The 24390-nt window shown below is 69.8% G+C and carries 24 protein-coding genes; 12 read left to right on the top strand and 12 right to left on the bottom strand.

All coding sequences use genetic code 11. The features are described from left to right. The first annotated feature begins 20 nt into the window (after positions 1 to 20). From ABT025_RS07225 to ABT025_RS07210, 4 genes are all read left to right on the top strand, one after another. On the top strand, positions 21 to 1034 hold the full coding sequence (locus tag ABT025_RS07225; protein ID WP_350990791.1) for an ATP-binding cassette domain-containing protein: 1014 nt from the start codon (positions 21 to 23) through the stop codon (positions 1032 to 1034). Positions 1035 to 1039: 5 nt separating this feature from the next. Next, positions 1040 to 1819 (top strand): ABC transporter permease, encoded by a 780-nt coding sequence (locus ABT025_RS07220; RefSeq protein ID WP_350990789.1) that lies wholly within the window; start codon positions 1040 to 1042, stop codon positions 1817 to 1819. Between the two features lie 173 nt (positions 1820 to 1992). Next, the gene (locus ABT025_RS07215; protein ID WP_350990787.1) at positions 1993 to 3213 is read left to right on the top strand and encodes an ATP-binding cassette domain-containing protein; all 1221 of its coding nucleotides are present in this window, start codon (positions 1993 to 1995) and stop codon (positions 3211 to 3213) included. Next, positions 3210 to 4121 (top strand): ABC transporter permease, encoded by a 912-nt coding sequence (locus tag ABT025_RS07210; protein ID WP_350990785.1) that lies wholly within the window; start codon positions 3210 to 3212, stop codon positions 4119 to 4121. The genes ABT025_RS07215 and ABT025_RS07210 overlap by 4 nt, the downstream gene beginning before the upstream one ends. Before the next feature lie 25 nt (positions 4122 to 4146). Here the strand turns inward: ABT025_RS07210 and ABT025_RS07205 are convergent, their stop codons facing one another. Next, entirely contained in the window at positions 4147 to 4476 is a 330-nt protein-coding gene (locus tag ABT025_RS07205) for an Rv1322 family protein (RefSeq protein WP_350990783.1), read from the bottom strand. A 198-nt stretch (positions 4477 to 4674) separates the two neighbouring features. On the opposite strand from ABT025_RS07205, the gene ABT025_RS07200 reads away from it, so the two are divergent. Next, the gene (locus ABT025_RS07200; RefSeq protein ID WP_350990781.1) at positions 4675 to 5718 is read left to right on the top strand and encodes an LLM class flavin-dependent oxidoreductase; all 1044 of its coding nucleotides are present in this window, start codon (positions 4675 to 4677) and stop codon (positions 5716 to 5718) included. Between the two features lie 90 nt (positions 5719 to 5808). On the opposite strand, the gene ABT025_RS07195 is transcribed toward ABT025_RS07200, so the two are convergent. Next, positions 5809 to 6201, bottom strand: coding sequence for an SCO5389 family protein (locus ABT025_RS07195; protein ID WP_136328739.1), 393 nt, complete (start codon positions 6199 to 6201; stop codon positions 5809 to 5811). 263 nt (positions 6202 to 6464) lie between these two features. Here ABT025_RS07195 and nucS point away from each other — a divergent pair, with 263 nt between their 5' ends. Then, on the top strand, positions 6465 to 7136 hold the full coding sequence (gene nucS, locus ABT025_RS07190) for an endonuclease NucS (RefSeq protein ID WP_350990778.1): 672 nt from the start codon (positions 6465 to 6467) through the stop codon (positions 7134 to 7136). A gap of 170 nt (positions 7137 to 7306) precedes the next feature. Here nucS and ABT025_RS07185 read toward each other — a convergent pair whose 3' ends face one another. The 4 genes from ABT025_RS07185 to ABT025_RS07170 all read right to left on the bottom strand — a co-directional run bounded on the left by ABT025_RS07185 (position 7307) and on the right by ABT025_RS07170 (position 12274). Continuing rightward, complete coding sequence (locus ABT025_RS07185; protein WP_350990776.1) at positions 7307 to 9787, bottom strand: ATP-binding protein; 2481 nt, start codon at positions 9785 to 9787, stop codon at positions 7307 to 7309. A gap of 295 nt (positions 9788 to 10082) precedes the next feature. Next, entirely contained in the window at positions 10083 to 10406 is a 324-nt protein-coding gene (locus ABT025_RS07180; RefSeq protein WP_018102617.1) for an STAS domain-containing protein, read from the bottom strand. A 246-nt stretch (positions 10407 to 10652) separates the two neighbouring features. Next, positions 10653 to 11501, bottom strand: a complete 849-nt coding sequence (locus ABT025_RS07175; protein WP_350990863.1) for a 3-hydroxyacyl-CoA dehydrogenase family protein — start codon at positions 11499 to 11501, stop codon at positions 10653 to 10655. A 131-nt stretch (positions 11502 to 11632) separates the two neighbouring features. Continuing rightward, positions 11633 to 12274 (bottom strand): TetR/AcrR family transcriptional regulator, encoded by a 642-nt coding sequence (locus tag ABT025_RS07170; RefSeq protein ID WP_350990771.1) that lies wholly within the window; start codon positions 12272 to 12274, stop codon positions 11633 to 11635. An 81-nt stretch (positions 12275 to 12355) separates the two neighbouring features. On the opposite strand from ABT025_RS07170, the gene ABT025_RS07165 reads away from it, so the two are divergent. The 3 genes from ABT025_RS07165 to ABT025_RS07155 are packed head-to-tail and all read left to right on the top strand — an operon-like array spanning position 12356 to position 14509. Beyond that, entirely contained in the window at positions 12356 to 13138 is a 783-nt protein-coding gene (locus ABT025_RS07165) for an ABC transporter ATP-binding protein (RefSeq protein ID WP_350990769.1), read from the top strand. Between the two features lie 35 nt (positions 13139 to 13173). Next, entirely contained in the window at positions 13174 to 13923 is a 750-nt protein-coding gene (locus ABT025_RS07160; RefSeq protein ID WP_350990767.1) for an ABC transporter permease, read from the top strand. Positions 13924 to 13936: 13 nt separating this feature from the next. Beyond that, a complete protein-coding gene (locus ABT025_RS07155; protein WP_350990765.1) occupies positions 13937 to 14509 on the top strand; it encodes a cob(I)yrinic acid a,c-diamide adenosyltransferase in 573 nt (190 codons plus the stop codon). A gap of 30 nt (positions 14510 to 14539) precedes the next feature. Here the strand turns inward: ABT025_RS07155 and ABT025_RS07150 are convergent, their stop codons facing one another. Continuing rightward, entirely contained in the window at positions 14540 to 15112 is a 573-nt protein-coding gene (locus ABT025_RS07150; protein WP_350990763.1) for a hypothetical protein, read from the bottom strand. A gap of 152 nt (positions 15113 to 15264) precedes the next feature. Here ABT025_RS07150 and ABT025_RS07145 point away from each other — a divergent pair, with 152 nt between their 5' ends. From ABT025_RS07145 to ABT025_RS07135, 3 genes are all read left to right on the top strand, one after another. Continuing rightward, the gene (locus tag ABT025_RS07145; protein WP_350990761.1) at positions 15265 to 16479 is read left to right on the top strand and encodes a sensor histidine kinase; all 1215 of its coding nucleotides are present in this window, start codon (positions 15265 to 15267) and stop codon (positions 16477 to 16479) included. Further along, a complete protein-coding gene (locus ABT025_RS07140; protein ID WP_350990759.1) occupies positions 16476 to 17126 on the top strand; it encodes a response regulator in 651 nt (216 codons plus the stop codon). The genes ABT025_RS07145 and ABT025_RS07140 overlap by 4 nt, the downstream gene beginning before the upstream one ends. Positions 17127 to 17305: 179 nt before the next feature. After that, a complete protein-coding gene (locus ABT025_RS07135; protein WP_350990757.1) occupies positions 17306 to 19177 on the top strand; it encodes a glycosyl hydrolase family 18 protein in 1872 nt (623 codons plus the stop codon). 101 nt (positions 19178 to 19278) lie between these two features. Here the strand turns inward: ABT025_RS07135 and ABT025_RS07130 are convergent, their stop codons facing one another. The 5 genes from ABT025_RS07130 to atpA all read right to left on the bottom strand — a co-directional run bounded on the left by ABT025_RS07130 (position 19279) and on the right by atpA (position 24284). Beyond that, positions 19279 to 19725 (bottom strand): DUF2550 domain-containing protein, encoded by a 447-nt coding sequence (locus ABT025_RS07130; protein WP_350990861.1) that lies wholly within the window; start codon positions 19723 to 19725, stop codon positions 19279 to 19281. A gap of 140 nt (positions 19726 to 19865) precedes the next feature. Then, entirely contained in the window at positions 19866 to 20240 is a 375-nt protein-coding gene (locus ABT025_RS07125; protein WP_148020742.1) for a F0F1 ATP synthase subunit epsilon, read from the bottom strand. A 109-nt stretch (positions 20241 to 20349) separates the two neighbouring features. After that, positions 20350 to 21792 (bottom strand): F0F1 ATP synthase subunit beta, encoded by a 1443-nt coding sequence (atpD, locus tag ABT025_RS07120; protein ID WP_326738793.1) that lies wholly within the window; start codon positions 21790 to 21792, stop codon positions 20350 to 20352. Continuing rightward, entirely contained in the window at positions 21792 to 22709 is a 918-nt protein-coding gene (locus ABT025_RS07115; RefSeq protein WP_350990754.1) for a F0F1 ATP synthase subunit gamma, read from the bottom strand. The genes atpD and ABT025_RS07115 overlap by 1 nt, the downstream gene beginning before the upstream one ends. A gap of 3 nt (positions 22710 to 22712) precedes the next feature. Further along, the gene (gene atpA / locus ABT025_RS07110) at positions 22713 to 24284 is read right to left on the bottom strand and encodes a F0F1 ATP synthase subunit alpha (protein ID WP_350990752.1); all 1572 of its coding nucleotides are present in this window, start codon (positions 24282 to 24284) and stop codon (positions 22713 to 22715) included. Between the last annotated feature and the right edge of the window lie 106 nt (positions 24285 to 24390).

Here is a 24390-nt window from a genome sequence, read left to right as displayed (position 1 = left end):
GGCCGTTCTAGCGTGAGCGCATGATCGAGCTCGATGGCCTCACCAAGCGCTTCGGCAACAAGGTTGCCGTCGACCAGTTGTCGTGCCGGATCAAACCGGGGATGGTGACGGGTTTCCTGGGACCCAACGGGGCGGGCAAGTCCACCACGATGCGGATGATGCTCGATCTCGACAACCCCACCAGTGGATCGGTGCGCATCGACGGCAAGCACTACCGCGAGCTGTCGGAGCCCCTGAAGTACATCGGCGCGCTGCTGGACGCCAAGTCGATGCACGGTGGCCGCAGCGCCTACAACAACCTCCTCTGTCTCGCCCAGAGCAACCGGATCCCGGAGAGCCGGGTGGCGGAGGTCCTCGACACCGTCGGCCTGACCGCGGTGGCGAAGAAGAAGTCCAAGGGGTTCTCCCTCGGTATGGGTCAGCGCCTGGGAATCGCGTCGGCGCTGCTGGGCGATCCCGAGATTCTGATGTTCGACGAACCCGTCAACGGTCTGGACCCCGAGGGAATTCACTGGATCCGCAATCTGATGAAGGCACTCGCGGCGGAAGGCCGGACGATCTTCGTCTCCTCTCATCTGATGAGCGAAATGGCCCTGACCGCGGACCACTTGATCGTGATCGGGCAGGGCCGGCTGCTCGCCGACACCTCGATGGCCGACTTCATCCATCAGAACTCCCGCAGTTACGTGCGGCTGCGCTCCCCGCAGCAGGAGCGGCTGCGGGACGTCCTGCACGCCGAGGGAATCGTCGCGGTCGAGTCGGGCAACGGCACGCTGGAGATCGACGGCGCCACCACCGAGGCCCTGGGCGAGCTCGCCGCCCGGCACACGATCGTGCTGCACGAGCTGAGCTCCCAGCGGGCTTCGCTGGAGGAGGCGTTCATGCAGATGACGGCGGACTCGGTGGAGTACCACGCACACTCGGAGCGCGGTGAGGCACCGCCGGTGGGACCGCACTGGGGCGATCAGTGGAACCGGCCACCCGGTGGCACCCCGGGGGCTCCCGGCGGTTCCGGCACCGGAACGGGGGTGTGACGGCGATGGCATCGGTACCCGCGGTCCTGACCTCCGAATGGACCAAGATCCGTACGGTCTCCTCGACGACCTGGACGCTGATCTGCGCGTTCGCCGTCACCGTCGCGATGAGCGCAGCGCTCTGTGCGGTGATGAACTCCCAGTTCGACGATCTCTCCGATGCGGAGCGGGCCACCTTCGACCCCACCTTCATCAGCTTCTCCGGGATGATTCTCGGCCAGCTGGCGATGGTCGTCTTCGGCGTCCTGGTGGTCGGCACGGAGTACAGCTCCGGCATGATCCGCACCTCCCTGGCGGCGGTGCCGCAGCGCGCCACCTTCCTCTTCAGCAAGATGCTGGTCGCCGGTGTGCTGGCCCTGGTCGTCGGCATGGTCACCAGTTTCGTGTCGTTCTTCCTCGGCCAGGCCCTGCTCGGTGACCACGGCATCGGCATCGGCGAGGACAACGTGCTTCGGGCGGTCTTCGGCGCCGGTATCTACATGGGGCTGATCGCGATCTTCTCCATGGGGGTGGCGGCGATGCTGCGGAGCTCCATGCTGTCGCTCGGCATCCTGATGCCGTTCTTCTTCCTCGTCTCGCAGATCCTGTCGGCCGTTCCGGGGGCCAAGAGCGTCGCCCAGTACTTCCCCGACCAGGCAGGTTCCAAGATCATGCAGGTGGTGCCGGACGCGATGAACAGCGATCCGGCTCCGTACGGGCCCTGGGCCGGGCTGCTGATCATGGTCGCGTGGGTGGCGGCCGCGGTGATCGGCGGATTCCTCGTACTCAAGAAGCGCGACGCCTGAGCGGATGCCGTGGACCGCCCGGTTCACGGCACCGGTTCACGGCCCCGGCAGGGACTCGCCCGGGTAACGACTTGGCCGGAACCGTCAAGGCCTGGATATCCTCCTCACTCATACGGGGGGCGTGCGGCCGACGGCCTGTGCCCCGACGACAGATAAGTCGATGGGGCTGGAGCATGATCGAGGCAGTCGGCCTGACCAAGCGCTATGGCGCGAAGACGGCCGTGTACAACCTTTCCTTCCAGGTGCGGCCCGGTGCCGTCACCGGGTTCCTCGGTCCCAACGGGTCGGGCAAGTCGACCACGATGCGGATGATTCTCGGCCTGGACCGGCCGACGGCGGGCCGGGTGACCATCGGCGGCCATGACTTCCGCAATCTGCCGAACGCGCCGCGCCAGGTCGGCGCGCTGCTCGACGCCAAGGCCGTGCACGGCGGGCGCAGCGCCCGCAACCACCTGCTCTCGCTCGCCCAGCTCGCCGGCATCCCGGCCGCCCGGGTCGACGAGGTGCTGGGCGTCGTCGGTCTCCAGCAGGTCGCACGGAAGCGGTCCAAGGGCTTCTCGCTGGGCATGGGGCAGCGTCTGGGCATCGCGGCCGCGCTGCTGGGCGACCCGCAGGTGCTGCTCTTCGACGAGCCGGTCAACGGACTCGACCCGGAGGGCATCCTCTGGGTCCGCAACCTGATGAAGATGCTGGCGTCCGAGGGCCGGACGGTCTTCGTGTCCAGCCATCTGATGAGCGAGATGGCCCTCACCGCCGACCACCTGATCGTGATCGGCCGCGGCCAGCTGATGGCCGACATGAGCATCACGGACTTCATCTCGGCCAACTCGGCCGATTTTGCCCGCGTCCGGGTCCCGGACGACGGGCCCGAGCAGCGGGAGAAGCTCACCGCCACCCTCACCGAGGCGGGCGGCCAGGTGATGTCGGAGCCGGACGGAGCACTGCGGATCACCGGGCTGCGGCTGCCGCGGATCAGCGATCTGGCCCATGAGGCCGACGTCCGGCTGTGGGAGCTCTCGCCGCACCAGGCCTCCCTGGAGGAGGCGTACATGCGGATGACGCAGGGCGCCGTGGACTACCGCTCGACGGCCGACCACGTGGCCCACCTGCAGGCACCGCCGCAGCCCGGCGGATACGGGCCGCAGCAGGGATACGCGCCGCCTCCGCAGAGCGTTCCCGAGGCGCCCCAGCAGGGCTGGTACGCCCCGCCGCCGCCCGGCCAGAACCCGTACGCGGGCACCCCGGCCCCCGCGGCCCCGGCAGCGGCCCCGGCTGCTCCTGCGGCACCCGCCGCTCCTGCGCCTCCCGCCGCGGCTCCCGTTCCCGCCCCGGCCGCGCCCGCCGGACCCCCCGCAGACCTGACCAAGAGCGAGACCAGCGAGGACTCCCGATGACAACGCCGTCCACGCCGCCGGCGCCGCAGGCGCCGCACCAGCAGGCGCCCTACCAGCAGCAGGCGTACCAGCAGCCCCCCGCTCCCCAGCAGCACGGGCAGGGCATGCGGGCGGGCTACTACACCTCGCCGATCCCGGTGCGCCCCGCCACCCTCGGCGACGCGCTCGCCTCCGAGTGGACCAAGATCCGTTCCGTGCGCTCCACGATGTGGACGCTCGGCGTCATGATCGTGCTGCTGCTCGCCATCGGGGTGCTCTCGGCGGTCGTGGTCAACGCCTCCGACTCCGACATGGGCTCCACCCCCGTACTCAGCCTGGGATTCTTCGGGGTGCTCCTGGGATCGATCTGTGTGATCACGCTCGGCGTGATGACGATCGCGTCGGAGTACGGAACCGGCATGATCCGCACGACGCTGACGGCCTGCCCGAGCCGGGCCCGGGTGCTCAGCGCGAAGGCCATCGTCTTCTTCCTGCTCACGTTCGTCCTGACGACCGTGATGACCACGATCGTCGCCCTGCTCCAGACGTCCATCCTGGACGCCGAGGCGCCCAGCGGTGACGAGTGGCTGCGCGGCACGGTCGGGGTGGGCCTCTACATGGCGTCGCTGGGGCTGCTCTCGCTGGGCATCGGCGCGCTGATCCGGCACTCGGCCGGGGCGATCACCATCATGATCGGCGTCGTCCTGCTGCCGCTCGTGCTGGCCATCTTCATGTTCACCGAGTCTCTGCGGTCGCTCCAGGAGTGGCTCCTGGAGTACTCGATCCCCAACCAGCTCAGCATCTTCTACGACAACTCGGTCACGTCGTCCGGCGGACCGTCCGGCTGGGACCCGCTGTGGATCATGCTCGGCGTGACCGCCGTGGCCCTGGGCGGCGCCTACCTGGCGATGAACCACCGCGACGTCTGACGCCGTCGGCCGCTCCGGCGGCCGTTCAGTGCCGAGGCGCGTTCCTGGACCGCTGCACCTGCGTGGTGCGGCGGTCCCTCGCGTTCCAGCACGCCTTGTGCCAGTGCCTGCGGTCGTCGATCCCGCCGTACTCGGACCAGGCGACCAGGTGCGGGATGCCCGAAGGGATCTCCTGGTCGCAGCCGGGGCACCGGTAGCGCTTGCCCGCGGCGCTCGCGCCGCTCACCGGGCGGACCGACCACTCCTCGCCCTGCCACTCCTCCGAGCGCCCTCCGCCGCCGTACCGGTCCCCCGCCGTGCTGGCGTTGTCGGTGGGACTCTCGCCGCCTCGGGGGCGGTTACGGCGCGGGGACACGTGACACCTCACGGGGCAGGCTGGGCAGTTCCCGACCAGCGTAGAGCCATTCGGCCGGGGCAGACGTTCCGCACCGCCCGGGGCGGGACGGGTTAGCGGAAAATCGCAACAACTTCCCGTCGGACCGTGCCTTTGGCACGTGTCAGACGTTGTTGCCAGTAGGGGAGAGCCGCGTCGGCCGCAAGGAGGTATCTGGCGATGCGTGTGGGAACGTTCGTACTGGCAGCCCAGTTTCCGGGACAGGGTCCGGGTGAGGCGCTGCACCGCGCGGTCCGGTCCGCCGAGGTCGCGGAGGAGTCCGGCCTCGACTCGGTCTGGCTGGCCGAACATCATTTCGTGCCGTACGGGGTCTGCCCGTCGGCCGTGACGCTGGCAGCGCTGCTGCTCGGCCGCACGCGCAGAATCCGCGTCGGTACGGCGGTGAGCGTGCTGCCGACCCAGCATCCGGTGGCCCTCGGTGAGCAGGCCGCGCTGCTCCACCTCACCAGCGGCGGCCGATTCACCCTCGGCGTCGGCCGGGGCGGTCCCTGGATCGACCTGGAGGTGTTCGGCGGCGGCCTGGAGGCGTACGAGAACGGCTTCCCGGAGTCTCTGGGGCTGCTGCTCGACTGGCTGCGCGAGGCGCGGGTGGCGGGCCGCGGGGAGCGCTACGGCTTCCGTGAGGTGGCGGTGGTCCCCCGGGCCGACGAGCTGATCGACGAGGAGAGCGGCGAGAGCCCCGGCGGCCCTGAGGTGATCGTCGCGTGCACCTCGCCGAAGAGCGTGGAACTCGCCGCCGAGAACGGCTTGCCGATGCTGCTCGGGATGCACTGCGGCGACGAGGAGAAGGCCGAGATGGTCGCCCTCTGGCGTTCCTGCGCCCTCGCCGCCGGCCGATCGCCGGAAAGCGTACGGGAGGCGGGGCACGTGTCCGCGGGCGTGGCCCAGATCGCGGACCGTGCCGACGACGCCCGGGAGACGCTGGTGAAGGCGATGCCGGGCTGGCTGCGGCAGGGGCTGAGCGCCCATGTGACGGTCGACGGCCGGCACCGGGTGATGCGCGACCCGGTCGAGTACACGGAGCTGCTGTGCGGGCTTCATCCGGTGGGCCCGCCCCGGCTCGCGGCCGACCGCCTCGCGGCCACGGCGGAGCGCACGGGCATCACCCGCTTCGCGCTCCTGGTGGAGGGTTCCGGAGATCTCGTGGCCACGGAGGAGAACGTAGCGCGGCTGGGCACCGAAGTGCTGCCGCTCCTCGAATGACCCGCACATACGGGTTTCAGGGTGTACGTACGGGAGCTGCCGCCCCGGACCAGTTGCACCTCCCGCGGCCCGGAGCGACAGCAGAAGACGTCAGCAGTCCCGTAGTTCGGGCGACTGGTTGAGCAACTGGCCCCTCACCGAGGTGAATCGGGCGAGCCGGTCGTCGACCGAGGCGTCCAGCGGGAACACCGCGACGCGGTGGCAGTTCTGGAATGCCAGACGCACCCCGAAGTGCCGCTGCAGCGCGCCGCGTATCGCATCACTCGCGAGCGCACGCAGCAGCTGACCACGTGCCTGCTCGTTGGGCGGCGGCGTCTGGTTGTCGGCGAACTCCCCGCCGTCGACCTTCAGCTGAGCCACCAACGAGCTGATCATCTCCCATGCGTAGGGCAGGGAGGTCCGGACGCAGTCGACGAAGTCGGCTTCGTCGACCTCGCCTCGCTCGGCCTGTTCCAACAGCGCCGGTGAGACGTCGAGCGACATGGGTTCTCCTCTCGCGACCCCGACGGAGGGCCGGGGCCTTACGGGCAGGGAAGCAGGACGGCGACGCAGCGTGCACGTACGGCGACCTCCTGCATCCACGGTAAGGGCGCAGTCCGGGCCGCACCAGGAGATTGGGAACACAACCGGCCAATAACGAAGGGGTTCAAAGAGGGGCAAGCCAGAAAGCGTCACTCCAGGACGGGGATGGAGTGACGGGTGGGTGAATCGCGTCGAGCACCTGTCGTCGAGTAGCGTTGCCGACCATGCGTCTCGTCATCGCCCGCTGCTCCGTGGACTACGCGGGCCGGCTCACGGCCCACCTGCCCTCCGCTCCCCGTCTGATCCTGGTGAAGGCGGACGGGAGCGTGTCGATTCACGCCGACGACAGGGCGTACAAACCGCTCAACTGGATGTCGCCGCCCTGCACCCTGAAGGAGGGCTCCGACGACACCGCGGGCGTCTGGACCGTGGTGAACAAGGCGGGCGAAAAACTGATCATCACGATGGAGGAAATCCTCCACGACTCGTCCCACGAGCTGGGCGTCGACCCCGGCCTGATCAAGGACGGCGTGGAAGCGCACCTCCAGGAACTGCTCGCCGACCGGATCGAGACGCTCGGTGAGGGCTACACCCTCATCCGCCGCGAGTACTTCACCGCCATCGGCCCCGTCGACATCCTGTGCCGGGACGCCGACGGCGGGACCGTGGCGGTCGAGCTCAAGCGGCGCGGTGACATCGACGGAGTGGAGCAGCTGACCCGCTACCTGGAGCTGCTCAACCGCGATCCCCACCTGGCACCGGTGAAGGGCATCTTCGCCGCCCAGGAGATCAAGCCCCAGGCCCGTGTCCTGGCGACGGACCGCGGGATCGGCTGCGTGATCCTCGACTACAACGCGATGCGTGGCATCGAGGACGACAAACTCAGGCTCTTCTGACCGGCCGGTTCCCCCGAGGCCGCCCGTACAGCCCCTGAGGCCCGTCCGGCGCTTCGGGCCCGTCCGGCGGCCGGGGCCCTCTCCGCGGAGACCGGACACCCAGCCGGACGGGCGCACGCGTCAGGCCCGTCCGGCGATCGAGGACAAGGCGCCCTGCGGGGCGTCCCGGCTCAGGCCACCGACGGACTCGTGCCCGCACCCGAGGGCCCACTCGCCGAGTCCGACGTGTCGGGCTCGGACGGCTCCGTAGTCTCCGGCTCCGTGGGCGTCACCGAGTCGCTCGGCTCCGGCGGCGTCGACGACGGGCTCGGCGGCGGTGAGTCGGACTTCGTCGGCGTCGGCTTCGGCGACCCCGGCTTCGTACGCGTCGGCGAGGGCCTGTCCGGCGAGGAGCCGCCCGACGACGGGGCCGTCTCCGAAGCACTGGCTCCCGGGGACGACGTCCCGCTCCCGCCCGCCGGCGCGGACTCGCTCCCCGAGGGGCCCGGCGTCGTCGACGACGACGCCGACGCCGAACCCGACGTCCTGGCGGACGGAGTCGTGCCGTCCGTGGGCTCCTCGGCCGGGAGCTCCTCCTCCGCGTCACCGCCCTCGGTCACCGACTGCTCGGTCGAGGCTCCGGAGCCACCCTGTGGGTCGGTGTTCGAGGTGAGCCCGAGGGTCACCACCGTGCCGAGCACTCCGGCCAGCAGGACGCCCGCGCCGGCGGCGACCAGATTGCGCCGGGCCCCGCCCAGAACCGCGAAGCGGCCGCCCTCCTTCTCGTCGGCCACCGGCGGAGCGCTCTGCCGGGACATGACGACGGTCTCGTCCGGGTACGTCCGCGGCATCGAGACGGGCATGACGGCAGGCAGGCCTCGGGGCGGCGACGCCAGAAGCGGGTTCGCCGGTGTCTCGCCCATCGCCATGACACCGCTCACGATCGTTCCGCCGGAGCGGTCATCGACCAGGGCGAGCGCCCGCCTCCCGGCCACCGCGCCGGACTTGTCGGCGAGTGCCCCGCGCATGCTGATGGACGTCTCCAGCTCGGCCCTGGCCCGGTCGAGATTGCCGGTACAGAGGGCGAGCACGCCCAACTCGTGGTGGAAATAAGCCTCTTCGGCGACCTCGCCCGCGATCCGGCCGGCCTCCTGGCCGATCCGCAGGGACCTCTCCCAGGCGCTCCAGTGCAGCCCTGCGGCGAAGGCGGGCGAGGCGCTGCGCGCCAGCAGCACGGCGACGCTCGTCTGGCCTGCCCCGTCCCCCGGCACCAGCTGCGCCATGGCCGCGACGATCGCATCGGCCTCCGCCACCACCCGTGCGGGGGTGACGGAGGGGTGGCCCGCCCACCAGGCGTAGTGCTGGGCCACCGTCCGGGCCCGGTCGGTGGCGCCCTCTCCGTATCCGGCGGCCTCCAGCTGGGCGAGGACGCCGGCGGCCAGCCGGTAGCGGGAGCCGGCCGGGGACAGCAGCCCGCAGTCGGCCAGCTCGCCGAGCGCCGCATCGGCGTGGGTGTCCCCCACGAGAGCCGGCAGATGCGCCTGGTGCGGCACCTCGCCGCCGAGCGCGCACGCGAAGCGCAGGGTGTCGCGCGCGGCTTCGCTCAGCCGTGAGCCGAGCAGCGCGGCGGGGGCGGCACCCTCGCCGAGGCTGGGCAGCACCGCTTCCGCGCCCGCCGGCCCGTCGGTGTCCCCGGCCACCGGCTCCCCTGCGGGGCGGTTCTCCAGGTAGCCGTACTCGTCGTACGCGGTCGGGTCGGTGCTCCCCAGGGCGATCTGTCGCAGCAGGGCGCCCGCCTGGACGAACCGCAGCGGGAGGCCCTCGGACTCGAACCAGAGGTCGCCCGCCCAGTTGGCCTCCTCCTCGGTGAGCTTCCGCTCGACCACCCGCTCCATGAGGTCGACCGAGGCGGCGCGGTCGAGACCGGCGAGGAAGACCTCTTCGAGGTGGGAGTCGGGGCCGGGCGCGGCCACATCGGGTGTGGCGGCCAGCAGGAAGGCGCATTCGGGCGTCGCGTCGAGCAGCTCGTCCAGTGCGGCGCCGCCGAACTCCAGGTCGTCGAGGACGACGACGGCGCCGGTCGACCGCAGCTTCTCCAGCAGCAGTTCCCGGCCCGGGCGGTGCAGCGGCGCGTCGTGGACGGCCTCGAAGAGCCCGTGGAGGAGGTCGGCGACGGTGCGCTTGTGACCGTTGAGCCGGACGACTCCATCGGGTGCGAGTTCAGCGCAGTCGGCGGCGACGGCGTTCAGGAGGGCAGTTCGGCCGGAACCGGCCGGTCCGGTGAGCCGTACGGAGCGGCCGCGGGCCAGGAGGCGCGTCAGTCGTTCGCGTTCGTCCTCGCGCTGGAGGAGGGGAAGCCGAAGGACGGGCGGGCCGGGCGGGACGGGGGGTGCTGCGGCCCGGTCCCGGTCCGCCCGCTTCTCGGGGGTGCGCCGGACGGGTTCGGCGGGCTGCTCCCCGGGCGGGCACGGTTCGACCTCGCTGCCGTCGACGGGGTTGACGGTCAGCAGGAGGTCGCCGGCTACGAGCGGGACGATGCGCACCTGTTGCGGCGTTTGCTGACCGAAATCCGGCGTCAGCGGATCGCGGGAAGAGCGGCGGCGGCCGGCTTCCTCGGCGAAGCCGTTGCCGTCGTGGCCGAACTCTTCCGGCCCCCGGTGTATCGGGTCCATCGCCAAAGCCCCCAAGACGCGTCGAGCACGGTTGCCCCTCCCGGCCTCGCACGTCCAGCTGTTGCTTCGGTCCGGTGTCCGCCAGGTGGGTCCGTCTATCGGCAGACGGCCGAACCCTAAACCTTCGCACAGTATCTACGAACATCCGGGGTGCCGCGCCGCCCCACAGATCACGGTCTCGTGAGGATTGTGTGGCTTGGCCCGGCCGGTACACAGAACCGGCACATGGGTCCGGCGTCGCGGGCCCGGCGGCTCGGGTCCGGTGCCCCGGGACGGGCGTTCACCGCCGGGCGCCTCAGACGCGAGGCAGCGATTCCGCGGCGATTCCGCCCTCGATGGCCAGAATGCGGTGCAGTCGGGTGGCCACCAGCAGGCGTTGCATCTGCGGCGGTACACCGCGGAGCACCAGCCGCCGCCCGGCGCGCCCGGCCCTGCGGTGCGCGCCCATGATGACGCCAAGCCCGGTGGCGTCCCACGAATCCAGCTCGGTCAGGTCGAGCACCAGGTCGCCGACTCCGTCGTCGAGGGCCGAGTGCAGGACCGTACGGGCGTCCGCCGCGCTTCGGACATCGAGGCGGCCCCCGACGACCAGCTCGGCGTGGTCGCCCCTGATGTGCATATGCGCTCCCCTGAATGCTCCGTGGCGTGGTCGGTCTGTCTGAAACTGTCTCTGCCCCAACTGACTGCGGCAACGACAGGGAAGTTGCCGTCTGTAAGCGAACCGATACCGAATTCACTCCGTGGAGTGACTGAGGCACGCGGTGGAACTCTGCGGATTCGGTACAAATCCACAGGTTCCGGAGGATGGCCCCCGGGATCCCGGGTCTGACCGACGGCAGATCAGGCAGCCGGGGGCCGAAAACGATCAGTAGGTGTAGAAGCCCTGCCCGCTCTTGCGGCCGATGTCACCTGCATCGACCATCCGGCGCATCAGCTCCGGGGCGGCGAACTTCTCGTCCTGGGACTCGGTGTAGATGTTCCCGGTGGCGTGCAGCAGGATGTCGACGCCGGTCAGGTCCGCGGTGGCGAGGGGCCCCATGGCGTGGCCGAAGCCGAGCTTGCAGGCGATGTCGATGTCCTCGGCCGAGGCGACGCCAGACTCGTACAGCTTGGCGGCCTCGACGACGAGCGCCGAGATCAGCCGGGTGGTGACGAAGCCGGCCACGTCACGGTTGACCACGATGCAGGTCTTGCCGACCGACTCGGCGAACTCCCTTGCGGTGGCGAGGGTTTCGTCGCTGGTCTTGTAGCCGCGTACGAGTTCGCAGAGCTGCATCATGGGAACCGGCGAGAAGAAGTGCACGCCGACGACGCGCTCCGGGCGCTCCGTCACGGCCGCGATCTTCGTGATCGGGATGGCGGAGGTGTTGGAGGCGAGCACGGCGTCGTCCCGGACGATCTTGTCGAGGGTCCGGAAGATCTCGTGCTTCATCTCCAGCTTCTCGAAGACGGCCTCGACGACGACGTCCGCGTCGGCGACGGCGTCGAGGTCGGTGGTCGTGGTGATGCGGGCGAGCGCGGCCTCGGCGTCGGACTCCGCGAGCTTGCCCTTGGAGACGAACCTGTCGTAGGAGGCCTTGATGCCGTCGCGGCCACGGGTCAGGGCGGCGTCCGTGACATCGCGCAGCACGACGTCCCAGCCCGCCTGGGCGGAGACCTGCGCGATACCGGACCCCATGAGTCCGGCGCCGATGACGGCGAGCTTCCTGGCCACGTTGGCACCCCTATGCTTTCTCAACGGTTCTTCCACATGCTCTCCGGCGGAGGTTAGTACCCGTGAGGGGCGCTGGGGCAGCGAAGAGATGCGCGTCACGTCTCAAATGACGGACATCACACCGGGATGCGTCATTCGGCGGCGCGCCGGGCGTAGTTGAGCACCCTTTCGCCCAGCAGGTCCTCGACGTCGTCGAGCAGGACGAGGGCATCACGTGACACCTCGGCGGCCTTCCGGCCCGCCACCATCTCCGCGCCGATGTATGCCATGAGCGTCGCGTGCACCCAGGCGAGCTGACCGGCCACCAGGCTCGCGGTCCGGTCCCCGGGCCCGTTCCCGCACTCCTCCCGAAGGGTCCCCTCCAGATGCTGGAGGGCCTCCTGCTGGATGTGCCAGAGGCGGGCCTTGAGGCTGTCGGCGCCCTCGATGACCCGCATGAACCGCTCGTATCCCTCCATCAGGCCGACGGTGGGTGACACCCCCTCGACCTGGACGCGCAGTTCGCGCAGGACCGCGTCGGCCGCGGACTCCCCCACGTCCCGTCCCCGGACGTACCGCGAGAGGCGGTCGACGATGCCGCGGCTCCGGTCGAGGAAGAGGTCCTCCTTGGTCGGGAAGTAGTTGTAGACCGTGTTCGCCGAGACGTCGGCGGCGCGGGCGATCTCGGCGATCGTGACCGCGTCGAATCCCCGCTCCAGGAAGAGACCGGTGGCCACGTCCGAGAGGTACTGCCTGGTCTGGCGCTTCTTGCGCTCCCTGAGTCCCTCAGCCATGGCCCCATCGTAGGACGCTCTGGGGTTCATGAATATTTGGTGTCATTGCAATTTTTCAGTGACTCTGTTTTTGTGGTCGCTATGCCAATCATCAGCACGGCCGGGCTCGCCCGGACCTTCGCCTCGAAGACCGGTCCCGTGGAGGCCGTCCGTTCCATCGACATGTCGGTCGCGACCGGCGAGATCGTCGGACTCCTCGGCCCCAACGGAGCGGGCAAGACCACCACCCTGCGCATGCTGACCACACTGCTCGCCCCCACCGGCGGCGCGGCCACCGTCGCCGGCCGCGATCTGCTCGCCGACCCGGCGGGCGTACGGAAGAACTGCGGGTACGTGGCCCAGTCGGGCGGCGTCGACCCGCACATCAGTGTCCGGGAGGAGCTGGTCACCCAGGGCCGGCTGTACCGGCTCGGCAAGGCCGAGGCCGTGACCCGGGCCTCGGAACTCGCCGCCGAGCTGGGCCTGACAGGGCTGCTCGACCGCAGGACGGTCACGCTCTCCGGAGGCCAGCGGCGGCGGCTCGACCTCGCGATGGGGCTCACCCACCGCCCGCCCGTCCTCTTCCTCGACGAGCCGACCACGGGGCTCGACCCGGGCAGCCGCGCCGATCTGTGGGACCTGGTGCGGCGGCTGCGCGACACGTACGGCACGACCGTCGTGCTCACCACCCACTACCTCGACGAGGCCGACGCGCTCGCGGACCGGCTCGTCGTCGTCGACGGCGGCCTGGTCGTCGCCGAGGGAACGCCCGCCGCATTGAAGACCCGCCACGCGGGCTCACCCGCGGCCTCGCTCCAGGACGCCTTCCTGGCGATCACCGGGCGCTCCCCCGCACCCGCGGACGCCGCTCCCGTCGCCGTATGACCCCGCAGCACGGCCCGACCGCCCAGAGGAATCCGATGCTTCTCCACGACACCGCGCTCGTCTTCGGGCGATACGCCCGGCAGACCCTGCGCTCCCGGTTCCAGATCTTCTTCGGCATCCTCATGCCGCTGCTGTACCTGCTCTTCTTCGGCCCGTTGCTCACCGGTCTGCCGCTCGGCCCCGACGGTGACTCCTGGCAGGTCCTGGTCCCCGGACTTCTGCTCCAACTCGGCCTGTTCGGTGCCTCGTTCACCGGGTTCGCCCTCATCATCGACAAGTCGACCGGGGTCGTGGATCGGATGCGCGTCACCCCGGTCAGCCGGATGGCGCTGCTGCTGGGCCGGGTCCTGCGCGACGCACTGCTGTTCATGTTCCAGGCGGTGCTGCTGGTGGCCGTCGCCGTACTCATGGGGCTGCGCGCGCCCCTGCCCGGCGTACTGATCGGCTTCGCGTTCGTCGGCCTGCTGACGGTCTCGCTCGCCTCGCTCTCGTACGCCCTGGCCATGAAGGTCGGTACGCCTCAGGAGTTCGGGCCGGTCATCAACTCGGTCACCATGCCTGCCATGCTGCTCTCCGGCCTGATGCTGCCGATGACGCTGGGACCGCGGTGGCTGGACGTGCTGTCGCACTTCACGCCGTTCCGCTACCTCGTGGACGCGGTGCGGGACGCGTACGTGGGCTCGTACGCCACCGCACACATGCTGTACGGCGTCCTGGCCGCCCTCGGCTTCGCGGCGATCGCCGTGACAGTGGGCACACGCGTCTTCAGGAGGGCGGGTGCGTAACTAGGCTGACCGCATGGTCAACCTGACACGTATCTACACCCGCACCGGCGACACGGGCACCACCGCCCTCGGCGACATGAGCCGGACCGCCAAGACCGATCTGCGGATCTCCGCGTACGCCGACGCCAACGAGGCCAATGCGGTCATCGGCACGGCGATCGCCCTCGGGCAGCTCGGCGACGACGTCGTCAAGGTCCTCGTCCGCGTGCAGAACGACCTGTTCGACGTGGGCGCGGACCTGTCGACGCCGGTCGTCGAGGAGCCGAAGTACCCGCCGCTGCGGGTCGAACAGTCCTACGTCGACAAGCTGGAGGCGGACTGCGACCACTTCCTGGAGCAGACCGAGAAGCTCCGCAGCTTCATCCTGCCCGGCGGCACCCCGGGCGCCGCTCTGCTGCACCAGGCGTGCACGGTGGTCCGGCGCGCGGAGCGTTCCACGTGGGCGGCGCTGGAGGTGCACGGCGAGGTGATGAACGCGTTGACGGCGACGTACCTCAACCGGCTCTCGGACCTGCTCTTCATCCTCGCCCGGGTGGCGAACAAGGAGGTCGGCGACGTGCTGTGGGTGCCGGGCGGCGAGCGCTGACCGAGGACACCACCACCGCCCGCGGGGACCTCACCCCGCGGGCGGGCCCGGCACGTGCTTCGCGTCGCCCCGCGGATCCCGCTTCGGGAACAGCGTGTAGCCCGCCGCGATCACCAGGTTGATGCCGATCACGAAGACCATCGTCTGCTGCCACGACCGCAGCGACGCCGTGTCCCCGTCTCCCCCGACGTACCAGACCGCCGCCTGGAGCAGCGCCAGCGCCGTCACAGCGGCCACCGTCCACCGCCCGGCCACCCGCCACTCGTGCACGGCCCGCGCCATCCCGTACTTCGGCGGCTTCACCGGCGGCGGACCGCCCGCGAAACGGTGCGCGACCCGGGCGTCGACCCACCGGATCGTGGAATGCCCGAGTCCGGCCGTGAAACCGACGTACACCGCGGCCAGCCCGTGCTTCCAGTCCGGATCGGCGCCGTTCTTCAGGTCGACGGCCGTCACCGCCAGCAGGACGAGTTCCAGCAGCGGCTCGCACAGCAGCACGGCGGCGCCCAGTCGCGGCTTCTCGGCCACGTAGCGCAGCGCGAGCCCGGCGGCCAGCAGCACCCAGAAGGCGATCTCGCAGAGAACGATCAGTGTGACGATCACGGTCCGATTCCTTTCGCTCCCTTCCAGCCTCGTCGCCGCCGCGCCCCCGGTCATCGCCCCCGGTGACGAAAGACCACTGCATCCTTCGATGTACTGACGGATCACTCCCCGTGCGGACGTGCCGCCGCCGGCCGGACGTGTTGGATGGGTGGGTGTTCCCTCCGGCCCGCTCCCGCCACCTGGCCCGCCCCCACCGCAGCGACGTCCTCATCGCCGTCGTCGGACTGCTCGGTGGAGCGGTCCTGTCGCTGCTCGGTCTGCACATGCAGAACGGCCGCCTCCTCGACGCGCCCTGGCTCGCGCTCCTCCCGCTCGCCGTGATGTCCGGGGTGGAACTGCTGCGCAGAAGCGCACCCCGGACGGCGCTGGTCATCGGCACACTCGCCCTGGTCGCGGACCAGTTCACGCGCGGGAACCTGGCGACCGTGCTGATGTTCACCGACGTCATGTACGCGGCCGTGCTGTACGGGACCCCGGCGGCCGCACGCCGGATCCCGGTGACCACGTTCCTGATCACGGTCGGGGTCACGATCGGGTTCCTGGCCTGGTTCCGAGACGCCGAGGCCCTGCTCATCGGCATCGTCACGGGTCTGGTCTCCTTCGTGCCCGCGCTCACCGGGGTCAGTGTCCGCAACCACCGCGACGCCGCCGAGACCGCCCGGCTGCGCGCCGATCAGACCGCCCTGCTGGCCGAGATGGACCGCGTGCAGGCGGTGACCGCCGAACGCGCCCGGATGGCACGCGAACTGCACGACATGGTCGCCAACCACCTCTCCGCCATCGCCATCCACTCCACCGCCGCGCTCTCCATCGACGACCCGGCGACCTCCCGCGACGCCCTCGGAGTCATCCGCGAGAACAGCGTCGACGGTCTGGCCGAAATGCGCCGTCTGATCGGGCTGTTGCGCACCGGGGCCGCGGACCTGGAGCCGAGCAGCTCGCCGACGCTCGGCTCGCTGGACGCCCTCGTCGAGCATCACCGTACGAACGCCGCCTCCAGCGGGCTGACCTGCACCCTGGACGATGCCCGCACCGACCCCGGTCGGCTGCCGGCCCCGGTGGAGCTGGCCGCGTACCGCATCGTCCAGGAGTCCCTCACGAACGCGCTCAAGCACGCCGCCCCGGGACCGGTCACGGTGCGGCTGGGGCAGACGGGAGGGCTGCTGACGGTGGAGGTGGTCAGCACCCTCGGGGACCGGCCGGGGCCGCGCGCCCCGGGCTCGGGGGCCGGTCTGATCGGGATGCGGGAGCGAGTGGCGCTGCTCGGCGGGGAGTTCGAGGCGGGCACCGTGTCCACCGGGGACGGCGCGAAGATCTGGCAGGTCCGGGCACAACTGCCCGTGGCGGAAGGAAGCGTGAAGTCATGACGATCCGGGTTCTGGTCGCCGAGGACCAGTCGGCCGTACGGGCGGGGCTGGTGCTCATCCTGGGCAGCGCACCGGACATCGAGGTCGTCGGGGAGGCCGGTGACGGTGAGGAGGCCGTCCGGCTGGCCCGCGAACTGCGTCCGGACCTGGTGCTGATGGACATCCAGATGCCCCGGCTCGACGGGGTCTCCGCGACGAAGCAGGTGGTCGAGGAGCGGCTGGCGGACGTGCTGGTGCTGACGACGTTCGACCTGGACGAGTACGTGTTCGGTGCACTGCGGGCCGGGGCGTCGGGCTTTCTGCTGAAGGACACCGAGGCGCGCGGGCTGCTGGACGCGGTCCGTACGGTGGCGCGGGGCGAGGGGCTGATCGCCCCGTCGGTGACGCGCCGGCTGATCGCGGAGTTCGCAGGGACGGCACCCGCACGGCCGTCGGAAGGCCCCGACAGGACGGTCCTGGACGCGCTCACCCGGCGCGAGCGCGAGGTGCTCGGGTGTCTCGGGGAGGGGCTGTCGAACGCGGAGATCGCGGTGCGGCTGTCGATGGCCGAGGCGACGGTGAAGACGCACGTCAGCCGGTTGCTGGGGAAGCTGGAGCTGCGCAGCCGGGTCCAGGCGGCGGTGCTGGCACAGGAGTTGGGCGTCTGAGGTTTATCCACATCCAACCCCGATCTTTGGTCTGGACCTCTTGACGATTGGTCCAGACCTTCCTAATCTCACCGAGCACACTGCGGTGAGCCCGCCATGACAAGGCAGGCTCAGGGCGGCGCAGGGTTTGCAGTCCACGGACCACCCCCGTTTGTCCGGACCTCACCCGAGGAGCACCGTTGAGCACTGAGACCCCCCGCCGGACCCGATTCAGATTCGGGGCCGGAAAAGCCACCAGATCCCGAGCCGTCGCGGGCCTCACCGCACTGCTCCTTCCCCTCGCCGCGATGGTCGGCATGGCCTCCCCGGCCGAAGCAGCGACCTCGGCGACCGCCACGTACCTCAAGAAGTCCGACTGGGGCAGCGGCTTCGAGGGCCAGTGGACGGTGAAGAACACCGGCACCACCGCCCTCAGCTCCTGGACCATCGAGTGGGACTTCCCCTCCGGCACCGCCGCCGGTTCCGCCTGGGACGCCACCGTCACCAGCTCCGGCACCCACTGGACCGCCAAGAACCTCGGCTGGAACGGCACGGTCGCACCGGGCGCCAGCGTCTCCTTCGGCTTCAACGGCACCGGCGCCGGCTCCCCCACCGGCTGCAAGCTGAACGGCGCCTCCTGCGACGGCGGCAGCGTCCCCGGCGACAACGCCCCCTCGGCGCCGGGCACCCCCACCGCGAGCGCCGTCACCGACACCTCGGCGAAGCTGAGCTGGAGCGCGGCCACCGACGACAACGGCGTCAAGAACTACGACGTCCTGCGGGACGGCGCGGTCGTCGCCACGGTCACCGGCACCACGTACACCAACACCGGCCTCACCGCGGGTACCGACTACTCGTACACCGTGCGGGCCCGGGACACCGCCGACCAGACCGGCCCGGCCAGCGGCGCGGTCAAGGTGCACACCACCGGCGGCGGTGGCACCGACCCCGGCACCGGCTCCAAGGTCAACCTCGGCTACTTCGCCGAGTGGGGCGTCTACGGCCGGAACTACCACGTCAAGAACCTGGACACCTCCGGTTCCGCCGCGAAGATCACGCACATCAACTACGCCTTCGGCAACGTCCAGGGCGGCAAGTGCACCATCGGTGACTCCTACGCCGACTACGACAAGGCGTACACCGCCGACCAGTCCGTCGACGGCGTCGCCGACACCTGGGACCAGCCGCTGCGCGGCAGCTTCAACCAGCTGCGCAAGCTCAAGGCGAAGTACCCGCACATCAAGGTCCTGTGGTCCTTCGGCGGCTGGACCTGGTCCGGCGGCTTCGGCCAGGCCGCGCAGAACCCGGCCGCGTTCGCCCAGTCCTGCTACGACCTGGTCGAGGACCCCCGTTGGGCCGATGTCTTCGACGGCATCGACATCGACTGGGAGTACCCCAACGCCTGCGGTCTGACCTGTGACACCAGCGGCCCGGCCTCGCTGAAGGCGCTCACGTCCGCACTGCGCACCAAGTTCGGCAGCAGCAACCTGGTGACCGCGGCCATCACGGCCGACGGTTCGGAGGGCGGCAAGATCGACCTCGCGGACTACGCGGGCGCCGCGCAGTCGCTGAACTGGTACAACGTGATGACGTACGACTTCTTCGGCGCCTGGGACGCGAAGGGCCCGACCGCCCCGCACTCCCCGCTCACCTCGTACAGCGGCATCCCGAAGGCCGGCTTCACCGCCACCGAGGCCATCGCCAAGCTGAAGGCCCAGGGGGTCCCCGCCTCGAAGCTGCTGCTCGGCATCGGCTTCTACGGCCGCGGCTGGACCGGCGTCACCCAGGACGCACCCGGCGGCACCGCCACCGGCGCGGCCCCCGGCACGTACGAGGCAGGCATCGAGGACTACAAGGTCCTCAAGAACAGCTGCCCGTCCACCGGCACGATCGCCGGTACGGCGTACGCGCACTGCGGCACCAACTGGTGGAGCTACGACACCCCGGCCACCATCGCGTCCAAGATGACCTGGGCGAAGAACCAGGGCCTGGGAGGCGCGTTCTTCTGGGAGTTCAGCGGCGACACCAGCAACGGTGAGCTCGTGAGCGCGATGAACAGCGGTCTCAAGTAGTCCCCACCGCACCGCTCATCGCGTAACCCCCGAAAAGCACCGGGGAGACAGGTCCGCCCCCTGTCTCCCCGGTTTTCGTGTCTGTTGTACGCAGCCCGGTCTCAGGCCACGTTCACCCTCTGGCCGGGCGGTGCCGCCTCCAGCCAGGCGAGGAAACCGGTGAGGGCGTCCTCGCTCATCGCCAGCTCCAGGCGGGTCTCCCGGTGGAGACAGCCGAGCACGACGGCGTCGGAGAGCAGCGCGAGCTCCTCCTCGCCCTCGGGCAGCCGGCGGCTGACGACCTCGATCGAGGAGCGCTCCAGCACCCGGCGCGGGCGCGGGGAGTAGCTGAAGACCCGGAACCAGTCGACCTTGTCGCCGTGATAGCGGGCGACTCCGTACACCCAGCCCTTGCCCGAGAGATCGGGCTCCGCCGACACGTTCCATCGCAGGCTGCAGTCGAAGGTCCCGCCGGAGCGCTGAATCAGCCGCCGGCGCAGACCGAAGACGAAGAGCCCCACCAGGACCAGTGCGACGACGAGCCCGCCCACCCACAGCGCGAGGACCATCTCCACCGACCTCCTCGCGTCATCGAGTAAACGGATACCGCCCGAACTTCACCTGCACCTGCATCGCCTCAGCCGCGACACGGTCTGGAGAGGTCTCCAGCTCGGGCCGCGGCTGAGGGTAAAGCCGTTTCGCGGGGTGACTAGTGCACCGCCACCGCACGCAGTCGCACATCGGCGCGGCGCTCGGCAGCGCTGTCCGTGTCCGACTTCGCACGCTCGAACGCACGCTCCGCGCGCTCGACGTCGATCTCGTCGGCCAGCTCGGCAATCTCCGCCAGCAGCGAGAGCTTGTCGTCGGCGAACGAGATGAAACCGCCGTGCACAGCGGCGACGACAGTGCCGCCTTCGCTCGTACGGATCGTCACCGGGCCCGATTCCAGCACACCCAGAAGCGGCTGGTGACCGGGCATGACGCCGATGTCGCCGGACGTGGTACGTGCGACAACGAGGGTGGCCTCGCCGGACCAGACACTGCGGTCCGCGGCGACCAGCTCGACATGCAGCTCAGCAGCCAAGGGTGGCTCCTCGGGTCACCACCCGGCGGTCATGCCGGGTGTTGGGTCAATTCTACGGGGCGTGGTGAGGGGGGCGGGACACACCCACCCCCCTCGGTGAGCCGGAGGCTCAGGAGACGCCGAGCTCCTTGGCGTTGGCCTTCAGGTCCTCGATGCCACCGCACATGAAGAACGCCTGCTCGGGGAAGTGGTCGTACTCCCCGTCGCAGATCGCGTTGAACGCGGCGATCGACTCGTCGAGCGGAACGTCCGAACCGTCCAGGCCGGTGAACTGCTTGGCGGCGTGGGTGTTCTGCGACAGGAAGCGCTCGACGCGACGGGCACGGTGGACAACGAGCTTGTCCTCCTCGCCCAGCTCGTCGATACCGAGGATCGCGATGATGTCCTGGAGGTCCTTGTACTTCTGCAGGATCCCCTTGACGCGGCTGGCCGTGTCGTAGTGGTCCTGCGCGATGTAGCGCGGGTCCAGGATGCGGGACGTGGAGTCCAGCGGGTCCACGGCCGGGTAGATGCCCTTCTCGGAGATCGGACGGGAGAGAACCGTCGTCGCGTCGAGGTGGGCGAACGTGGTGGCCGGAGCCGGGTCGGTCAGGTCGTCCGCGGGGACGTAGATCGCCTGCATCGAGGTGATCGAGTGACCACGCGTCGAGGTGATGCGCTCCTGGAGCACACCCATCTCGTCGGCCAGGGTCGGCTGGTAACCCACTGCGGACGGCATGCGGCCGAGCAGCGTGGAGACCTCGGAACCGGCCTGCGTGAAGCGGAAGATGTTGTCGATGAAGAGCAGCACGTCCTGCTTCTGCACATCGCGGAAGTACTCCGCCATGGTCAGGGCGGACAGGGCCACGCGAAGACGCGTGCCCGGCGGCTCGTCCATCTGGCCGAAGACCAGTGCGGTCTTCTCCAGAACGCCCGAGTCCGTCATCTCGTCGATGAGGTCGTTGCCCTCACGGGTGCGCTCACCGACGCCGGCGAACACCGACACACCGTCGTGCAGCTTCGCCACACGCATGATCATTTCCTGGATGAGGACCGTCTTGCCGACGCCCGCACCACCGAACAGACCGATCTTGCCGCCCTTGACGTACGGGGTCAGCAGGTCGACGACCTTCAGGCCGGTCTCGAACATCTCGGTCTTCGACTCGAGCTGGTCGAAGGCCGGGGCCTTGCGGTGGATCGGCCAGCGCTCGGTGATCTGAGCTTCGGCCTCCGGCTCGTTCAGGATCTGACCGAGGGTGTTGAACACCTTGCCCTTGGTGATGTCACCGACCGGCACCATGATGCCCTTGCCGGTGTCGGTCACCGGGGCCTGGCGGACCAGACCGTCGGTGGGCTGCATCGAGATCGCGCGGACCACGCCGTCACCCAGGTGCTGGGCGACTTCGAGGGTCAGCGTCTTACGAGCGCCGGCCTCGGCCGGGTCGTCGACCTCGACGTGCAGGGCGTTGTAGATCTCCGGCATCGCGTCGACGGGGAACTCCACGTCGACGACCGGGCCGATGACCCGGGCGACGCGGCCCGTGGCAGCGGCCGTCTCAACTGTCGTCGTCATTACTTGTCACTCCCCGCGGACGCGTCGGCCAGCGCACCTGCACCGCCGACGATCTCGCTGATTTCCTGGGTGATTTCGGCCTGGCGGGCCGCGTTGGCAAGCCGGGAGAGGCTCTTGATCAGATCCCCGGCATTGTCGGTCGCCGACTTCATCGCGCGGCGGCGGGCGGCGTGCTCGGAAGCAGCAGCCTGCAGCAGTGCGTTGTAGATGCGGCTCTCGACGTAGCGCGGCAGAAGGGCGTCGAGGACGTCCTCCGCCGACGGCTCGAAGTCGAACAGCGGAAGGATCTCGTCCTTCGCACCGCTCTCCTCCGCGACCTGGTCGAGCGAGAGCGGCAGCATCCGGCCGTCGACCGCGTTCTGCGTCATCATCGACACGAACTCGGTGTAGACGATGTGCAGCTCGTCGACGCCGCCCTCGGCCGTGTCCTTCTGGATGGACTCGATCAGGGGCGCGGCGATCTTCTTGGCGTCCGCGTACTCCGGGCTGTCGGTGAAGCCGGTCCACGACTCCGCGACCTTGCGCTCGCGGAACCCGTAGTAGGCGACACCCTTACGGCCGACGATGTACGTGTCGACCTCCTTGCCCTCGGCCGCAAGCCGCTCCCGCAGCCTCTCCGCAGCCTTGATGGCGTTGGAGGAGTAGCCGCCGGCCAGACCGCGGTCGCTCGTGAGGAGCAGGACCGCGGCCCGCACCGGCGCCTCGGCCTCGGTGGTGAGCGGGTGCTTGGTGTTGGAGCCGGTCGCCACCGCGGTCACCGCGCGGGTGAGCTCGGTGGCGTACGGCATCGACGCCGTCACCTTGCGCTGCGCCTTGACGATGCGCGAGGCGGCGATCATCTCCATCGCCTTGGTGATCTTCTTGGTCGCGGTGACGGCTTGGATGCGGCGCTTGTAAACGCGAAGCTGAGCGCCCATCGATCAGCCCTCGCCCAGGAGCTTGCCGTCCGAGGTCTCGAACTGCTGCTTGAAGGCGGCGATCGCGTCGGCGATCGACTGCAGCGTGTCGTCGGACATCTTGCCGCCCTCGGCGATGCTGGTCAGGAGGTCCTTGCGCTCACGGCGCAGGAACTCCAGCAGCTCGCCCTCGAAGCGGCGGATGTCCTCGACCGGGACGTCGTCCATCTTGCCCGTGGTGCCGGCCCAGACGGAGACGACCTGCTCCTCCATCGGGAACGGCGCGTACTGTGCCTGCTTCAGCAGCTCGACCATGCGCTTACCGCGCTCGAGCGACGCCTTGGAGGCCGCGTCCAGGTCGGAACCGAAGGCGGCGAACGCCTCCAGCTCGCGGTACTGGGCGAGGTCCACGCGCAGTCGGCCGGAGACCTGCTTCATGGCCTTGTGCTGGGCGGAGCCACCGACTCGGGAGACCGAGATACCGACGTTGAGCGCCGGACGCTGACCCGCGTTGAACAGGTCGGACTCCAGGAAGCACTGGCCGTCGGTGATGGAGATGACGTTGGTCGGGATGAACGCCGACACGTCGTTCGCCTTGGTCTCGACGATCGGGAGGCCCGTCATCGAACCGGCACCCATCGCGTCGGAAAGCTTGGCGCAACGCTCCAGCAGACGCGAGTGCAGGTAGAAGACGTCGCCCGGGTAGGCCTCACGGCCCGGCGGACGGCGCAGCAGAAGCGACACGGCGCGGTAGGCGTCGGCCTGCTTCGAGAGGTCGTCGAAGATGATCAGAACGTGCTTGCCGTCGTACATCCAGTGCTGGCCGATGGCCGAGCCGGTGTACGGCGCCAGGTACTTGAAGCCGGCCGGGTCGGACGCCGGGGCGGCGACGATGGTCGTGTACTCGAGCGCGCCGGCCTCTTCCAGGGCACCTCGCACGGAGGCGATGGTGGAGCCCTTCTGACCGATGGCGACGTAGATGCAGCGCACCTGCTTGTTCACGTCGCCCGAGCGCCAGTTGTCGCGCTGGTTGATGATCGTGTCGACGGCCAGCGCGGTCTTGCCCGTCTGACGGTCGCCGATGATCAGCTGACGCTGGCCGCGGCCGATCGGCACCATGGCGTCGACGGCCTTGTAGCCGGTCTGCATCGGCTCGTGCACCGACTTGCGGACCATGACGCCAGGGGCCTGCAGCTCGAGGGCGCGACGGCCTTCGGTCGCGATCTCGCCGAGACCGTCGATCGGGTTGCCGAGCGGGTCGACGACGCGGCCGAGGTAACCCTCGCCGACGCCGACGGAGAGCACCTCACCGGTGCGCTGCACCGGCTGGCCCTCCTCGATTCCGCTGAACTCGCCGAGGACGATCGCACCGATCTCGCGCTCTTCGAGGTTGAGGGCGAGACCGAGGGTTCCGTCCTCGAACTTCAGCAGTTCGTTCGCCATGGCGGAGGGCAGGCCCTCCACCTTCGCGATGCCGTCGCCGGCAACGCTGACCGTTCCGACCTCCTCGCGCGAGGCCGCGTCCGGCTGGTACGACTGGACAAAGTTCTCCAGTGCGTCCCGGATCTCCTCCGGCCGGATCGTGAGCTCCGCCATCTGGGTTCCCTGCTCTCCTTGTTGGGCCCGAAGTTTCTTAAGGGGGTCTGGGGGCCGACCCCCAGGAATCTTCTGCAATTTCTGCACGGCCCAACCGGGCCGCTGG

This window comes from Streptomyces sp. NPDC002809 (genome assembly GCF_040295435.1).
Lineage (GTDB): Bacteria > Actinomycetota > Actinomycetes > Streptomycetales > Streptomycetaceae > Streptomyces.
Note: the sequence above shows the minus strand (reverse complement) of the source record. Positions and strands in the feature narration are given on the sequence as shown.